Origin of the sequence: Silicimonas algicola (assembly GCF_003148765.1) — a bacterium.
In the GTDB taxonomy this organism is placed as follows: Bacteria; Pseudomonadota; Alphaproteobacteria; order Rhodobacterales; family Rhodobacteraceae; genus Silicimonas; species Silicimonas algicola.
Genome location: NZ_QGGV01000001.1, coordinates 374,797 through 388,868 on the forward strand (window position 1 = coordinate 374,797; position 14,072 = coordinate 388,868).

Here is a 14,072-nt window from a genome sequence, read left to right on the forward strand (position 1 = left end):
ATTTCACACATGACGCACGCCCCCCTGACGACCGAGATATACGAGACCCTGGCCGACACGACATCGGATGGCGGGCTCGACTCTGCCGCGTCTCGGACGGAAGCCGGCAATTTCCTGCGCCACGCCGCGTCGCTCTCCATGACCAAGACTGCGGACGGGCTGATAGACCCGAAGCTCGTGCTGTCCTGGCTTCTCAACCACCTCGGCGCGGGAGCTTTCTGGGTCGGCCTTCTGGTTCCGGTGCGCGAGGCAGGCTCGCTGCTGCCGCAGCTTTTCACGGCCGCTCGCATCCACGCACTCAGGCGACGAAAATGGGCCTGGTCCGCAGGAAGTGCCGTGCAGGGCCTGGCCGCGCTCGGCATCGGGACGGTCGCGCTGACGCTCGAGGGCCGCGGCGCGGGTCTCGCCATCCTCGGATGTCTGGCCGTCCTGGCCCTGGCCCGTTCGGTCTGCTCGGTGGCCTACAAGGATGTGCTCGGCAAGACTGTGGGCAAGTCGCGACGCGGGACGGCAACGGGTCTGGCGAGTTCGGCCGCGTCGGCGGGCATCCTCATCTTCGCCGTCGTCTTGATGACGGGTGTGGCATCTCGGGAGGTGGTGGTGACGGGCGCCTTGTTCCTTGCAGGCGTTCTGTGGCTCGTCTCGGCCCTGACCTTCGCCAGCTTGCGCGAGGCGGCAGGCGAGGCATCGCGCGATCACAGGTCGGTCTTCGCCGCATTTTCGGTTCTGAAGGATCCGCAACTGCGCCGCTTCATCGCAACACGGGGGCTTTTGACCGGCACGGCTCTCGCACCGCCTTACATCGTGCTACTGGCGGGGCAGGAGGACGGCGGCGCGCTCGGACGCCTGGGCGCGCTCATCCTCGCCTCGGCGGGCGCTTCGCTCGTCTCGGGATACGTCTGGGGCCGCCTGTCGGACCGCTCGAGCCGGCTTGTCCTCGCCCTCTCCGGCCTGGCCGCCGCTGTCGCTCTGGCGGCGACCCTTGCCCTCGACGTCGCGGGTATGATCCAGACGGCCTGGACCGCGCCCGTCGTCCTCTTCCTTCTCATGCTGGCCTACAACGGCGTGCGGCAGGGTCGCTCGACGCATCTCGTGGACATGGCGCAGGACGACGCTCGGGCCGACTACACGGCAGTGTCGAATACCGTCATCGGCATCGTCCTTCTGGGATCGGGGCTTTTCGGCGCTCTTGCCTCGACATTCGGACCGGAATGGACGCTGGCGCTTTTCACGGCCATGAGCCTCTGTGGTGCGACCCTCGCCCTCACGTTGGATGAGGTCCAAAAGGGCTGACGGTTGCATCCCGAGCGACGTGGGCTAGCCTGCGGGCGATCACGGCAGGAGACACGATGCCAAAGACCTTCGACCACAATGTTCGACGCATCGCCTACGACCAGACTCCGGGTGAGGGTCCCGGTGTCGTCTTTCTGGGTGGCTTCAAGTCGGACAAGGAAGGAACAAAGGCACTGGACCTCGAGGCCTGGGCGCGGCAGCAAGGCCGGGCTTACCTGCGCTTCGACTATTCCGGGCACGGCATGTCGTCAGGCGATTTCCTCGACGGCTCTATCGGCGACTGGACCGAAGACGCGCATGCCATTCTCGAGGCGATGACACAGGGGCCCCAGGTTCTGGTGGGGTCCTCAATGGGAGGTTGGATCGCCCTTCTCCTCGCCCGGACCATTCCGGCGCGTGTCGCGGGTCTCGTCACCATCGCCGCTGCCCCCGATTTCACCGAGGACGGCTATTGGGCAACCTTCGACGAGAGCGAGAAAGCGATGCTTCTGACAGAGGGTAGGGTGGAGCGTCCGTCCGAGTACGACGACAGCCCCTATATCATCACCCGCAAGCTGATCGAGGATGGCAGGAAAAGGCTGGTTCTGCGCGACCCTCTTCCGCTGCCGTTCCCCGTCCGCTTTCTTCAGGGCACCGCGGACACGGCGGTTTCGACCGAGACTGCGGTCCGCCTCCTTGACCATGCCACGGGCCCGGACATGCGGCTGACGCTTGTCAAGGACGCCGACCACCGCTTTTCGACGCCCGAATGCCTTCTGATGATCCGTCGCGCTGTCGAAGAGGTGATCCAGCGGTCGAACCGCTAGTCCTCGGACAGGAAGCCGAACAGTGCAAGCTGCGTGTCGGTGGTCCATAGGCCGGAGTGGCCTGCGCCGGGGACCTTGAGAAACTGCTTCTTCTTCGATCCCGCACGGTCATGAATGCGACGGCCCATTTCGAACGGCACTAGATGATCGCGGTCGCCGTGGACGACCAGAAGCGGAAGCGTCACTTTCTCGATGGCGGCGAGGCTGTCCCACTTTTGTGTGACGAGGTGCGACAGGTCCTCTTCGGGATACTGCGCGTGAAGTAGGTCCGGAACCGAGGTGAAGGGCGCCTCGAGGATCAGGCGGCGGCCGACGCCTTCTGCCGCGACACGGATTGCAACCGCAGCGCCAAGGCTTTCGCCGTAGAGCACGAGCGGCCCCGCTTCGGACCGCGCCAGGGCCAAGGCATCGGCGATCAGAACGGGCTCCTCCGGCCGCCCGGTCGATCCCGAGGACCCGCGGTAGGCCGGTGCAACGATGCCGAATCCCTGATCGAGAAAACGGCGAAAGCGGTCCGAGCGCTCGCTCAAGCCCCCCGCATTTCCCATGAGGTAGAGGACCGTCGGTTTTCCCGGCGCAGGGTCAGCGCGCCAGACCAGCAGCCGCGCTCCGTCCGTGGTCTCCACCCAGGTTTCCTGAAGCCGAGGTTCGCCCGAAGCATCCGGCGTCGTGTAGGTGCTGTCGAAGGGATAGACCGCCATCTTCTCGTACCGCTCGATGTACCAGGCGACGTAGCTGGTGGCGACGAGCGAGACGAGCGTGGAAAGCATCTATCCGGCGACCTCGTAGGGCAACGTGTGCCGCCGGTCGTGCCGGATGGTCAGCTCGCTTTCGAGGGGCGGCACCGACCTCTCGTGGCAGTTCCGACGCTCGCAGATCCTACACGAAATTCCGATCGGCTCAAAACTTTCCGCGTCGGACAGGTCAAGACCGTCGGAATAGACGACCTCGGCCGCATGGCTGACCTCGCAGCCGAGGCCGATGGCAAAGCGCCGGACTGGCGCACGGAAGGCGGCACCCCCCTGCGATATCTCGCGGGACAGGCACAGATAGCGCACACCGTCCGGAGTCTCTGCCAACTGCCGCAGCCAGCGGCCCGGCGTCTCGAAGGCGCGATGGACGTTCCAGAGCGGGCAGGCGCCGCCGTAGCGCGCGAATTGAAGCCGTGTCGCCGAGTGGCGTTTGGTTATCGTGCCGGCCTGATCGACGCGGACGAAGAAGAAAGGGACACCCTTCGCGCCAGGGCGTTGCAGCGTCGACAGCCGATGCCCGACCTGCTCCAGCGAGGCTCCGAAGCGGCGGGCCAGCAGTTCGATGTCGTGCCTTGTCTCGCGCGCCGCCGCGAGGAACGCGCCATAAGGCATCAGCGTCGCACCGGCGAAATAATTGGCGAGCCCGATCTTGGCGATTTCGCGCGCCGTATCGGATTGAAACCGCGCCAGGTCAAGCGTGGCTTCGATCAGATCGCTCTGCGTCAGAAGAGCGATCTGGTGCAGCGCCTGAAACCGGCGGGTGGCGCCCGTCGCGTGCGACGACAGCCAGAGGGTCCGCGTCGCGGCATCGTAGCGGCGGACAAGCTTCGGCTCGTCGGTATCCCGCGCCTCGATCCCCAGGGTCGCCAGCGCGTCGGCAATGGCGTGTTCCGCAAGTCGCACGCCCGCGAAGCGCTCAGCCGCTCGGTCGACCGCGTCGAGGTAGTTGTCGCAATAGTGGAAGAAGTCGCGCACCTCGTCCCAGGGCGACGCGCCGGGACGAACGCCGTCTTGGTCGAGGGCGGCATCGAGCGACGCCAGCCTCTCCTGCGCCTGAACGTAGGCGCGGTGAAGCGTAAGGAACGCCCGGGCGACCGCGGGCGCGTTCGATGCCACGAGGCGCAGATCGACCTGCGGCGGCGCGCTGTCCTTGAAGATCGGATCGGCCAGAGCTTCGCGCAGATCGGTGACGATGCGTTCGCCCTCGCCCACGGCCAATTCGTTGACGTCGAAGCCGAACTCCTGAACGAGGGCCAGGATTACCGCCGACGAGACCGGACGGTGGTTGTTTTCCATCTGGTTGAGGTAGGGCAAGGATACCCCGAGCCTCTCGGAAAAGGCCTTCTGCGTCAGGCCGAGGCGCGTGCGCGTCTCGCGCAGTTTCGCGCCGGCATAGAGCTTGTGTGTCGCCATTTTCGTCCGGGGTCTGAAAGCTGCAAAGACCCTTTCGCAAATCCGCAAACCTGTCCAGCGCTCAGACGAGGATCGCACGCTCCCGGCGGATGACATAGAGGATCGAGGCAAGGCCGAGGACGACAGAGGTCAACATGATTGCAAGCAGCTCGACCGTTCCCCCGCCGCCCTGGATGACGAGGCCCGAGAGCACCGACAAGGCCGCGCCTCCGCCGATCATGATCGCGCTTCCCAGGCCCGAGGCTGTGCCAGCAAGGTGCGGTCGGACCGACAGCATCCCGGCGCTGGCGTTCGGAATGACCATTCCATTGCCAAGGCCGACGAAGGTGCAGAAACCGAAAAAGAGAAAGGCGGAGTCGAAGCCTATTGCCGTCAGGACGAAAGCGACGCCGAGGCCCGCCGAGGCTATGGATGCGCCGATCTTCACCATCCAGTTTACGCCATAGCGAACGGAGAAGCGCCCGGAGAGATAGTTGCCAAGCGCATAGCCGATGGCCGGCGCGCCCAGACAGAAGCCAGACCAGAACGACGACAGCCCGAAGATCTCGGACGCGACATAGGGGGCGGCGCCGAGGAATGCGAAGAACGATCCGCTGGCGAAGGCAGCCGCGAAGACATAGCCCCAGAAGCGCGGCGAGGTCAGAAGCTCGGGATAGTCGCGGACCTGCTTGCGGAACGACACGCCACCGCCCGCCGAAGTCTCGCCCTGGTCAGTGAGGCAAAGCGCCCAGATCGCCACGCCCGCGAAGAGCAGGAACCAGAATACCGCCTTCCAGCCGAAGGCTTCATCCAGCGCTCCTCCGATCATCGGTGCGACCATCGGGACAAGCGCCATGCCCATCGTGACATAGCCGATCATCGACGCCGCTTCGTCCTGGCTGACCATGTCGCGGACGATGGCGCGCGAGAGGACAAGGCCTACGGCGACGGCACCTGACAGCATCCTGAACGCAAGGAAGCTTTCGACGTTCGGGGCGACAAGGCACCCCAGGATCGCGAAGACGAAAATGCCCTGCGAGACCAGCGTCACCATGCGCCGGCCATAGCGGTCGCTGATGGGGCCGATCGCCACCTGGATCACCGCCGTCACCGCAAGATAGAGCGGCACGGAGAGCTGCATCACCTGATAGCTTGTGTCGAAATGCTCGGCCATGTGCGTGAGCGAGGGTAGAAAGGCGCTCATGTTCATGGCTCCGAGACCGGCCATGAGAACGAGCGTCAGGATATGCGGGGGAGTGGTCCGGTCCAGAAACCGCACCACGGGTCGGGTTGTCATGGCCATGATCTAGACCGGACGGTTCAGCTTGTCCACTTGACGACGGAAGCTTCGCACATTCGCAATCGCGCCGCCGATCCTTTCGCAAATTTTGCAAATTTTCACTTCTCTCGATGACCGCCGCGAAGTAGGTGCAGACGACGACCTCAGGGAGGAATCCGATGTCCAACATCCTGGCCCAGCTCGAGGCGCGGCGTGCCCAGGCGCGCGCGGGCGGCGGCGAGGCGCGCATCGCCGCGCAGCACGCCAAGGGAAAGCTGACGGCGCACGAGCGCGTCGAGCTTCTTCTCGATGAAGGGTCGTTCGAAGAGTTCGACATGTTCGTCACCCACCGGGCGACAGATTTCGGGATGGAGAAGCAGAAGCCCGCGGGCGACGGCGTCGTGACAGGCTGGGGCACCATCAACGGTCGCATGGTCTATGTCTTCAGCCAGGATTTCACGGTCTTCGGCGGGTCGCTCTCCGAGACGCACGCGCAGAAGATCTGCAAGATCATGGACATGGCGCTTCAGAACGGCGCGCCCGTGATCGGCCTGAACGACTCGGGCGGCGCGCGTATTCAGGAAGGCGTGGCAAGCCTTGCAGGCTACGCCGAGGTCTTCCAGCGCAACATCATGGCGTCGGGCGTCGTGCCGCAGATCAGCGTCATCATGGGACCCTGCGCGGGCGGGGCGGTTTATTCGCCGGCGATGACCGACTTCATCTTCATGGTGCAAGACTCGTCCTACATGTTCGTAACCGGTCCCGACGTGGTGAAGACGGTCACGAACGAAGTGGTGACGGCCGAAGAACTCGGCGGCGCCTCGACCCACACGAAGAAGTCCAGCGTCGCCGACGGCGCCTTCCGCGACGACGTCGAGGCGCTCGCGGAGATCAGAAGGCTGTTCGATTTCCTCCCGCTCAACAATCGCGACAAGGCCCCGACCCGGCCGTTCTTCGACGATCCAGTGCGGGTGGAGGACAGCCTCGACACCCTGATCCCCGCGAACCCGAACCAGCCCTACGACATGAAGGAGCTGATCCTGAAGGTCGCGGACGAGGGCGACTTCTACGAGATCCAGAAGGATTTCGCGGCCAACATCGTCACTGGGTTCATCCGGCTGGAAGGGACGACCGTCGGTGTCGTCGCGAACCAGCCGATGGTGCTGGCCGGCGTTCTAGACATCGACAGCTCCCGCAAGGCCGCGCGCTTCGTGCGCTTCTGCGACGCCTTCGAGATCCCGATCCTCACCTTTGTGGACGTGCCGGGCTTCCTCCCCGGAACCGCGCAGGAATACGGCGGGGTCATCAAACACGGCGCGAAGCTTCTTTTCGCCTATGGCGAGGCAACCGTTCCGAAGGTCACGGTGATCACGCGGAAGGCCTATGGGGGTGCCTACGACGTCATGGCCTCGAAGCATCTGCGGGGCGACTTCAACTACGCCTGGCCCACGGCTCAGATCGCGGTCATGGGGGCGAAGGGGGCGACCGAGATTCTCTACCGTTCAGAGCTCGGCGACCCCGAGAAGATCAAGGCGCGCGCCGCCGAGTACGAGGCCAACTTCGCGAACCCCTTTCGCGCAGCGGAACGCGGGTTCATCGATGAGGTCATCATGCCGCATTCGACGCGCCGGAGAGTGTGCAGGTCCTTTGCATCCCTGCGCACCAAACGGCTGACGAACCCTTGGAAAAAACATGACAACATCCCCCTCTGATAGGACGGACATCGTGCTGTATTCGTGCCACATGAGGCGGTTTTCTTCCGCCCCGCTCGGAAGGGCTGGCGTCGGCAGAATAAAATGCGCTAATCAGCACCTAACCGCCGAAAACGCCTCGCCGGCATTGGTTGGGCGTGTTCGGTCGGTTGATATCGCCTCGTACTCTCCTTGTGGGATGCGGGACACTTTCAGGGGCCGGGCTCAGAACTCGGCCTCGACGGATCGAAGGAGGCAGTCATGTCGATCACTAAAACCATCCTGGCCATCGGCCTCTTCACCATCGTCGCCGCTTGCGCTCAGCAAGAGGAAGTCATGGTCGAGACCCCGGTCATGGAAGAACCCACGATGTCGAAGTACTGATCAGTACTTTCTTCGGCCGGACGCCGTTCACGGCGTCCGGTCTAGGGCTTCTGCCGCATCCAGAGAGATGGAGGCGAGCCCATGCTGAAGCACAGGGGATTTCCCGGCCGCTTCCCAGGAACGGATCTCCAATTCACCATACGGCGCGGCAACCCCAAAGGGGTGACCCCCCTGATCCGTCGCGAACGATACGCCGACCGCAAGACATCCGACCGCTCTGCGGATGCGGCCTTCATGGCGTGTCTTTGGGACTATTTCGGGTCTGAACCTTTCGAGCGCGGCAATCTGGATGCAGGCCGATTGTCGTGGCTTTTCGGTCGAGAGGTGATTCCAGCCGAGGATCCGTTCGACCCCGAAAGTTACGAGGCCCTTCTCAGGATTGACGAGCCTCGCGCTCGCGCAGCCTTCCCGGACGCTTTCGATGGGACGTGGGTGGCATGATTTCGCCTGCATTTCCCATAGGTTGGCGAAGAGTCGCCGGTCGAGGTCACGTCTTTGCAAAAGGCTTTGCGATAATTTCCGTCTCGTGCACAGTCGATGAAGAGGCGTCACCCTCCAGCAGACACGGCGCCTCGCTTTGTCAAAACCGTTACCCTTCCCCTTCACGCGGGTCCGACCGGAATTTACCGGTCGGACCTTCGTGTCTTGGGCGGGCCCTCGCCGATTGCGTCCGTGACGACGCGATTGTTATTGCCTATCGGGAACGATATGAGGCCTGTGCTGGGTTGGAAGACCAACAACCCCGATCAGGAGGCACCAAATCATGCATAAGAAGTCCATTCTCGCCCTCGCCGCGCTCTCCTTCGCCGGCCTCACGGCTTGCGACGAGTTCAACAGCGACCTCGAGCGTGCTGCCGTGGGCGCGGCGGCCGGGTGCATCGCCGGCGAAGTGTTCGTCAACGGCAAGTGCATCGAGGGCGCTGTCATCGGCGGCGCCGCTGGCGCCGTGTCGAACAACTTCTGACGCGCTGACAAGGGGGTCGACGCGCTCCCGACTTCGCAGGGTCCGCTGCCGTCCGATTGCGACGCAGCGGACCTCTGTTTTTCCAACACGACGTGAAGACCGTTCAGGTCGCGCTCCGGCGCGGCTGCTGACGGCATGTAAAGATCGGACGGGGCGTCGCCTGGCGCCTCTCGGGGGAGACCGAGCATGTTCAAGAAGATCCTGATCGCCAACCGAGGCGAGATTGCGTGCCGCGTCATCAAGACCGCACGCAAGATGGGCATCGCCACGGTCGCCGTCTACTCGGACGCTGATGCTGGCGCGCTTCACGTCAGGATGGCGGACGAGGCCGTCCACATCGGACCGTCCCCCGCGAACCAGTCCTACATCGTCATCGACCGGATCATGGATGCCATCTACGCGTCCGGCGCCGAGGCCGTCCACCCGGGCTATGGCTTCCTGTCCGAGAACCCGAAGTTCGCCGCGGCCCTCGATAAGGCCGGGATCGCCTTCATCGGACCGCCCAAGCGCGCGATCGAGGCCATGGGCGACAAGATCACTTCGAAGAAGATCGCGCAGGAGGCGGGGGTCTCGACGGTGCCCGGTTACATGGGCCTGATCGCCGACGCGGACGAAGCGGTGAAGATCGCGGGGCAGGTCGGTTATCCCGTGATGATCAAGGCCAGTGCAGGCGGGGGCGGCAAGGGAATGCGCATCGCCTGGACCGACCACGAGGCGCGCGAGGGGTTCCAGTCGTCGAAGAACGAAGCCGCGAATTCCTTCGGCGACGACCGCATCTTCATCGAGAAGTTCGTCACTCAGCCCCGACACATCGAGATCCAGGTGCTTTGCGACAGCCACGGAAACGGCGTCTACCTGAACGAGCGCGAATGTTCGATCCAGCGCCGGAACCAGAAGGTGATCGAAGAGGCGCCGTCGCCGTTCCTCGACGACGAGACGCGTCGCGCCATGGGCGAGCAATCCCTCGCGCTCGCGCACGCCGTGGGCTACGCCAGCGCAGGCACCGTCGAGTTCATCGTCGACGGCGACCGCAATTTCTACTTCCTCGAGATGAACACGCGGCTCCAGGTCGAGCATCCGGTGACGGAACTCATCACCGGGATCGACCTGGTCGAACAGATGATCCGCATCGCTGCGGGCGAACCGCTGGCGATCACGCAGGCGGACGTGGGCATCAATGGTTGGGCCATCGAGTCCCGGCTCTACGCCGAGGACCCCTATCGAGGCTTCCTTCCGTCCATCGGGCGGCTGACGCGCTACCGTCCGCCCGAAGAGGTGACCGAGACCACGCGGGCTGTCCGCAACGACACCGGCGTCTTCGAAGGCGGCGAGATCAGCATGTTCTACGACCCGATGATCGCAAAGCTTTGCACCTGGGCACCCACCCGGAGCGAGGCAATCGAAGAGATGCGCACCGCGCTCGAGGCCTTCGAGGTCGAGGGCATCGGACATAACATCCCGTTCTTGGCAGCCGTGATGGATCACCCCAAGTTCGTCTCGGGCGACATGACCACCGCGTTCATCGCCGAGGAATACCCCGAGGGCTTCGACGGGGTGACGCTCGACCGCTATGATCTCCGCCGAGTTGCCGCCGCCACCACGGCGATGAACCGTGTGGCCGAGATCCGGCGCACCCGCATCTCGGGCCGGATGGGGAACCATGAGCGGCGCGTTGGCAACCATTGGGTCGCGCAGCTTCAGGGCGAAATGTTCGCGGTCCGCATTGACGCCGATCCCGAAGGATCGACGGTCACCTTCGACGACGGCGCCGTGATGCGGGTCGAAAGCGATTGGACGCCAGGCCAGCCGCTTGCCCGGCTGAGCGTGAATGGCGATCCGCTGATCCTCAAGGTCGGCAAGCACACTCACGGTTTCCGCGTCCGTTCTCGCGGCGCCGACCTGTCCGTGACGATCCGAACGCCGCGACAGCAGGAACTGGCGGCGCGCATGCCCGAGAAGACGCCGGCCGATACTTCGAAGCTGCTTCTGTGTCCCATGCCAGGCCTGATCGTGAAGGTCGACGTCGAGGAGGGGGATGAGGTGCATGAAGGCCAGGCGCTCTGCACGGTCGAGGCGATGAAGATGGAGAACATCCTTCGCGCCGAGAAAAAGGGCGTCGTGGCCAGGATCAACGCAGCCCCGGGCGACAGTCTGAAAGTCGACGACGTCATCATGGAATTCGAATGAAATGGAGAAAGCTGTCACTCTCGTCGCCACTCCCAAAGACAAGGCGCAGGCGCTTTTGTCGGCAGCGGGCGTGAGGTTGACGGCATCGCACGACCCGGATGGCGCTGGACCCGCTTCGGCTGTCGAGATCGGAAATCACTTCCTCATCTGGAGCAAGCTGGACGCCAAAAATGCTTATGGCGCTGCGGACTATGACCTCCTCTCGATGACCAGCCCGATCCTTGTTCTGGAATCCGCGGTCGATACCGACACGAAAACGGTGCGGTTTCACCAGGATGGCTCCGAGCGTTGGAGCGCGACCTTCGCTGGCGCTGACGCCGGCCTGACTGTCGCCGGCAGGCTTCCGGTAAGCCTCGAGCGGCTTCGCTCTGACGTGAGGACGGACAAGGTCGGGGAGGTGTGCCGCGTCGACGCCGCGATCCCCGCCAACGTCTTTCGGGAAATTACCGGGTTCGACGCAGTGAGCGGCCCACCTGCGGGGCTAATGCGGCTGTCCGGCGAGTTGCCGCGTCTCGGAGTGCCGATCGGCAGCCGGCGCAAGCCTTGGTGGAGATTCTGGTGACGACTATGGGGTCATACGCTCTGGACCGACCCGCGCCCGCGAGGCCGAGAGGTCATTCGCCGCGAAGTTCCTGCTTGCGTATCGGCTGCTTGTCGATCGACCGCGTGATCTCGCGGACGTGCCAGGGGAAAGGCTTTCGCAATACCACGCGCCCGTCCTTTCCGATCACGGTCAACTGGAAGCCACGGGGCCGCAGGGTCTTGCGTATCGCGCTCTGTGCCGAAGGATCCGTGTCGACGATCACCACGACGTCACGTTCCACGAGCGCATCGGGCCGCTCGGCGAGGTACTCCATCTGCTCCCGGAAGGCCGGATCGGCGGGAGAGTCCGCGAAGACGATGATCGGGCGCGCAATCCACTCGAACTCCTCGAGCGTCAGGTCCGACGCCTCGAGTACAACCTCCGGCGCAGTCTGCCAGCGCTCCGCGGCCGTGTCCTGGGCCGCTGCGGAAAGCCCCCAGGCGGCGGCGAGCAGAGCCATACTCCTCAAAGCGATGGACTTGTTCATGTCGTCTCCATTCCAGAAGAATATATGTGCCCCGCGTCAAAACCGAAGGGGCATCCCGCCGAAGGAGCACCGCCCATGACCGACTGGAAGACCCTCGCCGAGAAAGAATTGCGCGGCCGACCCGTCGATGAACTGACATGGGAGACGCTGGAGGGCATCCGCGTCAAGCCGCTCTACACCGAAGCCGACACCCTGGACCTGCGGCATATGGGCGGCACACCGGGCATTGCGCCCTTCACGCGCGGGGTGAAGGCCACGATGTACGCCGGCCGCCCCTGGACGATCCGCCAGTACGCCGGGTTTTCGACGGCCGAGGAATCGAACGCCTTCTACCGCCGCAACCTCGCCGCCGGTCAGCAGGGCGTGTCCGTGGCTTTCGACCTCGCCACGCACCGGGGCTATGACAGCGATCATCCCCGGGTCGAGGGCGACGTGGGTAAGGCGGGCGTGGCGATCGACAGCGTCGAGGACATGAAGATCCTCTTCGACGGCATCCCTCTCGATCAGGTCAGCGTGTCGATGACCATGAACGGCGCGGTGATCCCGATCCTCGCCAGCTTCATCGTCGCGGGCGAGGAGCAGGGGCACGACCGGTCGCTGCTGTCAGGCACCATCCAGAACGACATCCTGAAGGAGTTCATGGTCCGCAACACCTATGTCTACCCGCCCGAACCCTCGATGCGGATCGTGGCGGACATCATCGAGTACACGTCGGACCACATGCCGAGGTTCAACTCGATCTCGATCTCCGGCTACCACATGCAGGAGGCGGGCGCGAACCTGGTGCAGGAACTGGGCTTCACGCTGGCCGACGGGCGGGAATACGTGCGCACCGCCATCGCGCGCGGCATGGACGTGGACAAGTTTGCAGGGCGCCTGTCCTTCTTCTTCTGCATCGGAATGAACTTCTTCATGGAGGCCGCCAAGCTGCGCGCCGCGCGGCTTCTCTGGTCGCGCGTGATGGAGGAGTTCGGGGCCTCGGACCGTTCGAAGATGCTGCGCACCCACTGCCAGACCTCCGGCGTCTCTCTTCAGGAGCAGGACCCCTACAACAACGTCGTCCGAACCGCCTACGAGGCGATGAGCGCGGTCCTGGGCGGCACCCAGTCGCTCCACACCAACGCGCTTGACGAGGCGATCGCGCTGCCGACCGACTTCTCGGCCCGGATCGCGCGCAACACGCAGCTCATCCTCCAGGAGGAGACGGGGATCACCCATGTCGTCGATCCTCTCGCCGGCTCCTACTACGTCGAGAGCCTGACGGCCGAGTTGGCCGACAAGGCCTGGGCGCTGATGGAAGAGGTCGAGGAGATGGGCGGCATGACGAAGGCCGTCGCCTCCGGGATGCCGAAGCTTCGGATCGAGGAAAGTGCGGCGCGCCGCCAAGCGATGATCGACCGGCGCGAGGACGTGATCGTCGGCGTCAACAAATACCGCAAGGACCGCGAGGATCCGATCGACATTCTGGACGTCGACAACGTGAAGGTGCGCGACAACCAGATCGCGCGGCTGAAAACGATCCGGGCCTCGCGGGATCAGCGGGCCTGCGACGCGGCTCTGGCGGCTTTGGAGAAGGCTGCGCGGGGCAACGGCAACCTTCTGGCCGCGGCGGTCGATGCGGCCCGGGCACGCGCCACCGTGGGAGAGATCAGCATGGCGATGGAAAAGGTCTTCGGCCGTCACAGGGCCGAGGTGAAGACGCTCGCGGGCGTCTACGGGGCCGCCTACGAGGGCGATGAAGGCTTCGCGCAAATCCAGCGCGATGTGGAGGACTTCGCCGCAGAGGAGGGCAGGCGGCCCCGCATGCTCGTCGTCAAGATGGGCCAGGACGGTCATGACCGGGGCGCCAAGGTCATCGCCACCGCCTTCGCCGACATCGGCTTCGACGTCGACGTGGGCCCCTTGTTCCAGACGCCCGACGAGGCCGCGCAGGATGCGATCGACAACGACGTCCACGTCATCGGGGTGTCCTCGCAGGCGGCAGGACACAAGACGCTGGCGCCCAAGCTGATCGAGGCGCTGGAGGCGAAGGACGCGGGCGACATCATCGTGATCTGCGGCGGGGTCATTCCGCAGCAGGACTATGCCTTTCTGAGGGAGAAGGGTGTGAAGGCGATCTTCGGGCCCGGAACCAACATCCCCGAGGCGGCGGCGGACATCCTTGCCCTGATCCGCAAGACGCGCGCCTGACGTCCTTTGCGCCGGCCCTTGGTCGCCGCCGCGGGCGAGGGGGCGTTGCCCCTTCACGCTCCTC

13 protein-coding genes are annotated in these 14,072 nt (G+C 64.5%); 9 read left to right on the forward strand and 4 right to left on the reverse strand.

Annotation, left to right across the window (positions count from 1 at the left end; genetic code table 11):
* The first annotated feature begins 9 nt into the window (after window positions 1–9).
* Window positions 10–1,293: an MFS transporter gene (locus C8D95_RS01880; protein WP_109757440.1), complete on the forward strand. Its 1,284-nt coding sequence runs from the start codon at window positions 10–12 to the stop codon at window positions 1,291–1,293.
* Window positions 1,294–1,349: 56 nt separating this feature from the next.
* A complete protein-coding gene (locus C8D95_RS01885; protein WP_109757441.1) occupies window positions 1,350–2,099 on the forward strand; it encodes an alpha/beta hydrolase in 750 nt (249 codons plus the stop codon).
* Here the strand turns inward: C8D95_RS01885 and C8D95_RS01890 are convergent.
* The 3 genes from C8D95_RS01890 to C8D95_RS01900 form a co-directional block, all read right to left on the reverse strand.
* On the reverse strand, window positions 2,096–2,869 hold the full coding sequence (locus C8D95_RS01890; protein ID WP_109757442.1) for an alpha/beta hydrolase: 774 nt from the start codon (window positions 2,867–2,869) through the stop codon (window positions 2,096–2,098). The two genes, C8D95_RS01885 and C8D95_RS01890, sit on opposite strands and share 4 nt — an antisense overlap.
* A complete protein-coding gene (locus C8D95_RS01895) occupies window positions 2,870–4,264 on the reverse strand; it encodes a helix-turn-helix domain-containing protein (protein WP_109757443.1) in 1,395 nt (464 codons plus the stop codon).
* A 61-nt stretch (window positions 4,265–4,325) separates the two neighbouring features.
* Window positions 4,326–5,540: a multidrug effflux MFS transporter gene (locus C8D95_RS01900; RefSeq protein WP_109757936.1), complete on the reverse strand. Its 1,215-nt coding sequence runs from the start codon at window positions 5,538–5,540 to the stop codon at window positions 4,326–4,328.
* A gap of 161 nt (window positions 5,541–5,701) precedes the next feature.
* On the opposite strand from C8D95_RS01900, the gene C8D95_RS01905 reads away from it, so the two are divergent.
* The 6 genes from C8D95_RS01905 (at window position 5,702) to C8D95_RS01925 (ending at window position 11,310) form a co-directional block, all read left to right on the forward strand.
* Window positions 5,702–7,234, forward strand: coding sequence for an acyl-CoA carboxylase subunit beta (locus tag C8D95_RS01905; RefSeq protein WP_109757444.1), 1,533 nt, complete (start codon window positions 5,702–5,704; stop codon window positions 7,232–7,234).
* 240 nt (window positions 7,235–7,474) lie between these two features.
* Window positions 7,475–7,597 carry a hypothetical protein gene (locus C8D95_RS22700; protein ID WP_277601032.1) on the forward strand — a complete coding sequence of 41 codons (123 nt, stop codon included), beginning with the start codon at window positions 7,475–7,477 and terminating at the stop codon, window positions 7,595–7,597.
* Between the two features lie 81 nt (window positions 7,598–7,678).
* A complete protein-coding gene (locus tag C8D95_RS01910) occupies window positions 7,679–8,038 on the forward strand; it encodes a hypothetical protein (protein WP_109757445.1) in 360 nt (119 codons plus the stop codon).
* Between the two features lie 322 nt (window positions 8,039–8,360).
* A complete protein-coding gene (locus C8D95_RS01915) occupies window positions 8,361–8,561 on the forward strand; it encodes a prenyltransferase (protein ID WP_109757446.1) in 201 nt (66 codons plus the stop codon).
* Between the two features lie 186 nt (window positions 8,562–8,747).
* Entirely contained in the window at window positions 8,748–10,748 is a 2,001-nt protein-coding gene (locus C8D95_RS01920; RefSeq protein ID WP_109757447.1) for an acetyl-CoA carboxylase biotin carboxylase subunit, read from the forward strand.
* A gap of 1 nt (window position 10,749) precedes the next feature.
* Window positions 10,750–11,310: a hypothetical protein gene (locus tag C8D95_RS01925; protein ID WP_109757448.1), complete on the forward strand. Its 561-nt coding sequence runs from the start codon at window positions 10,750–10,752 to the stop codon at window positions 11,308–11,310.
* Between the two features lie 52 nt (window positions 11,311–11,362).
* Here C8D95_RS01925 and C8D95_RS01930 read toward each other — a convergent pair whose 3' ends face one another.
* Window positions 11,363–11,818 (reverse strand): DUF4174 domain-containing protein, encoded by a 456-nt coding sequence (locus C8D95_RS01930; RefSeq protein ID WP_109757449.1) that lies wholly within the window; start codon window positions 11,816–11,818, stop codon window positions 11,363–11,365.
* 75 nt (window positions 11,819–11,893) lie between these two features.
* Between C8D95_RS01930 and scpA the strand changes: the two genes are divergently transcribed.
* Entirely contained in the window at window positions 11,894–14,008 is a 2,115-nt protein-coding gene (gene scpA, locus C8D95_RS01935; RefSeq protein WP_109757450.1) for a methylmalonyl-CoA mutase, read from the forward strand.
* Window positions 14,009–14,072 lie beyond the last annotated feature (64 nt).

Bases quoted from the DNA above. Each gene is read 5' to 3' on its own strand.
- C8D95_RS01895 (WP_109757443.1), bottom strand. From the start codon at position 4,264: ATGGCGACACACAAGCTCTATGCCGGCGCGAAACTGCGCGAGACGCGC.
- C8D95_RS01885 (WP_109757441.1), top strand. From the start codon at position 1,350: ATGCCAAAGACCTTCGACCACAATGTTCGACGCATCGCCTACGACCAG.
- C8D95_RS01900 (WP_109757936.1), bottom strand. From the start codon at position 5,540: ATGACAACCCGACCCGTGGTGCGGTTTCTGGACCGGACCACTCCCCCG.
- C8D95_RS01890 (WP_109757442.1), bottom strand. From the start codon at position 2,869: ATGCTTTCCACGCTCGTCTCGCTCGTCGCCACCAGCTACGTCGCCTGG.
- C8D95_RS01920 (WP_109757447.1), top strand. From the start codon at position 8,748: ATGTTCAAGAAGATCCTGATCGCCAACCGAGGCGAGATTGCGTGCCGC.
- C8D95_RS01915 (WP_109757446.1), top strand. From the start codon at position 8,361: ATGCATAAGAAGTCCATTCTCGCCCTCGCCGCGCTCTCCTTCGCCGGC.
- scpA (WP_109757450.1), top strand. From the start codon at position 11,894: ATGACCGACTGGAAGACCCTCGCCGAGAAAGAATTGCGCGGCCGACCC.
- C8D95_RS01910 (WP_109757445.1), top strand. From the start codon at position 7,679: ATGCTGAAGCACAGGGGATTTCCCGGCCGCTTCCCAGGAACGGATCTC.
- C8D95_RS01880 (WP_109757440.1), top strand. From the start codon at position 10: ATGACGCACGCCCCCCTGACGACCGAGATATACGAGACCCTGGCCGAC.
- C8D95_RS01925 (WP_109757448.1), top strand. From the start codon at position 10,750: ATGGAGAAAGCTGTCACTCTCGTCGCCACTCCCAAAGACAAGGCGCAG.
- C8D95_RS22700 (WP_277601032.1), top strand. From the start codon at position 7,475: ATGTCGATCACTAAAACCATCCTGGCCATCGGCCTCTTCACCATCGTC.
- C8D95_RS01905 (WP_109757444.1), top strand. From the start codon at position 5,702: ATGTCCAACATCCTGGCCCAGCTCGAGGCGCGGCGTGCCCAGGCGCGC.
- C8D95_RS01930 (WP_109757449.1), bottom strand. From the start codon at position 11,818: ATGAACAAGTCCATCGCTTTGAGGAGTATGGCTCTGCTCGCCGCCGCC.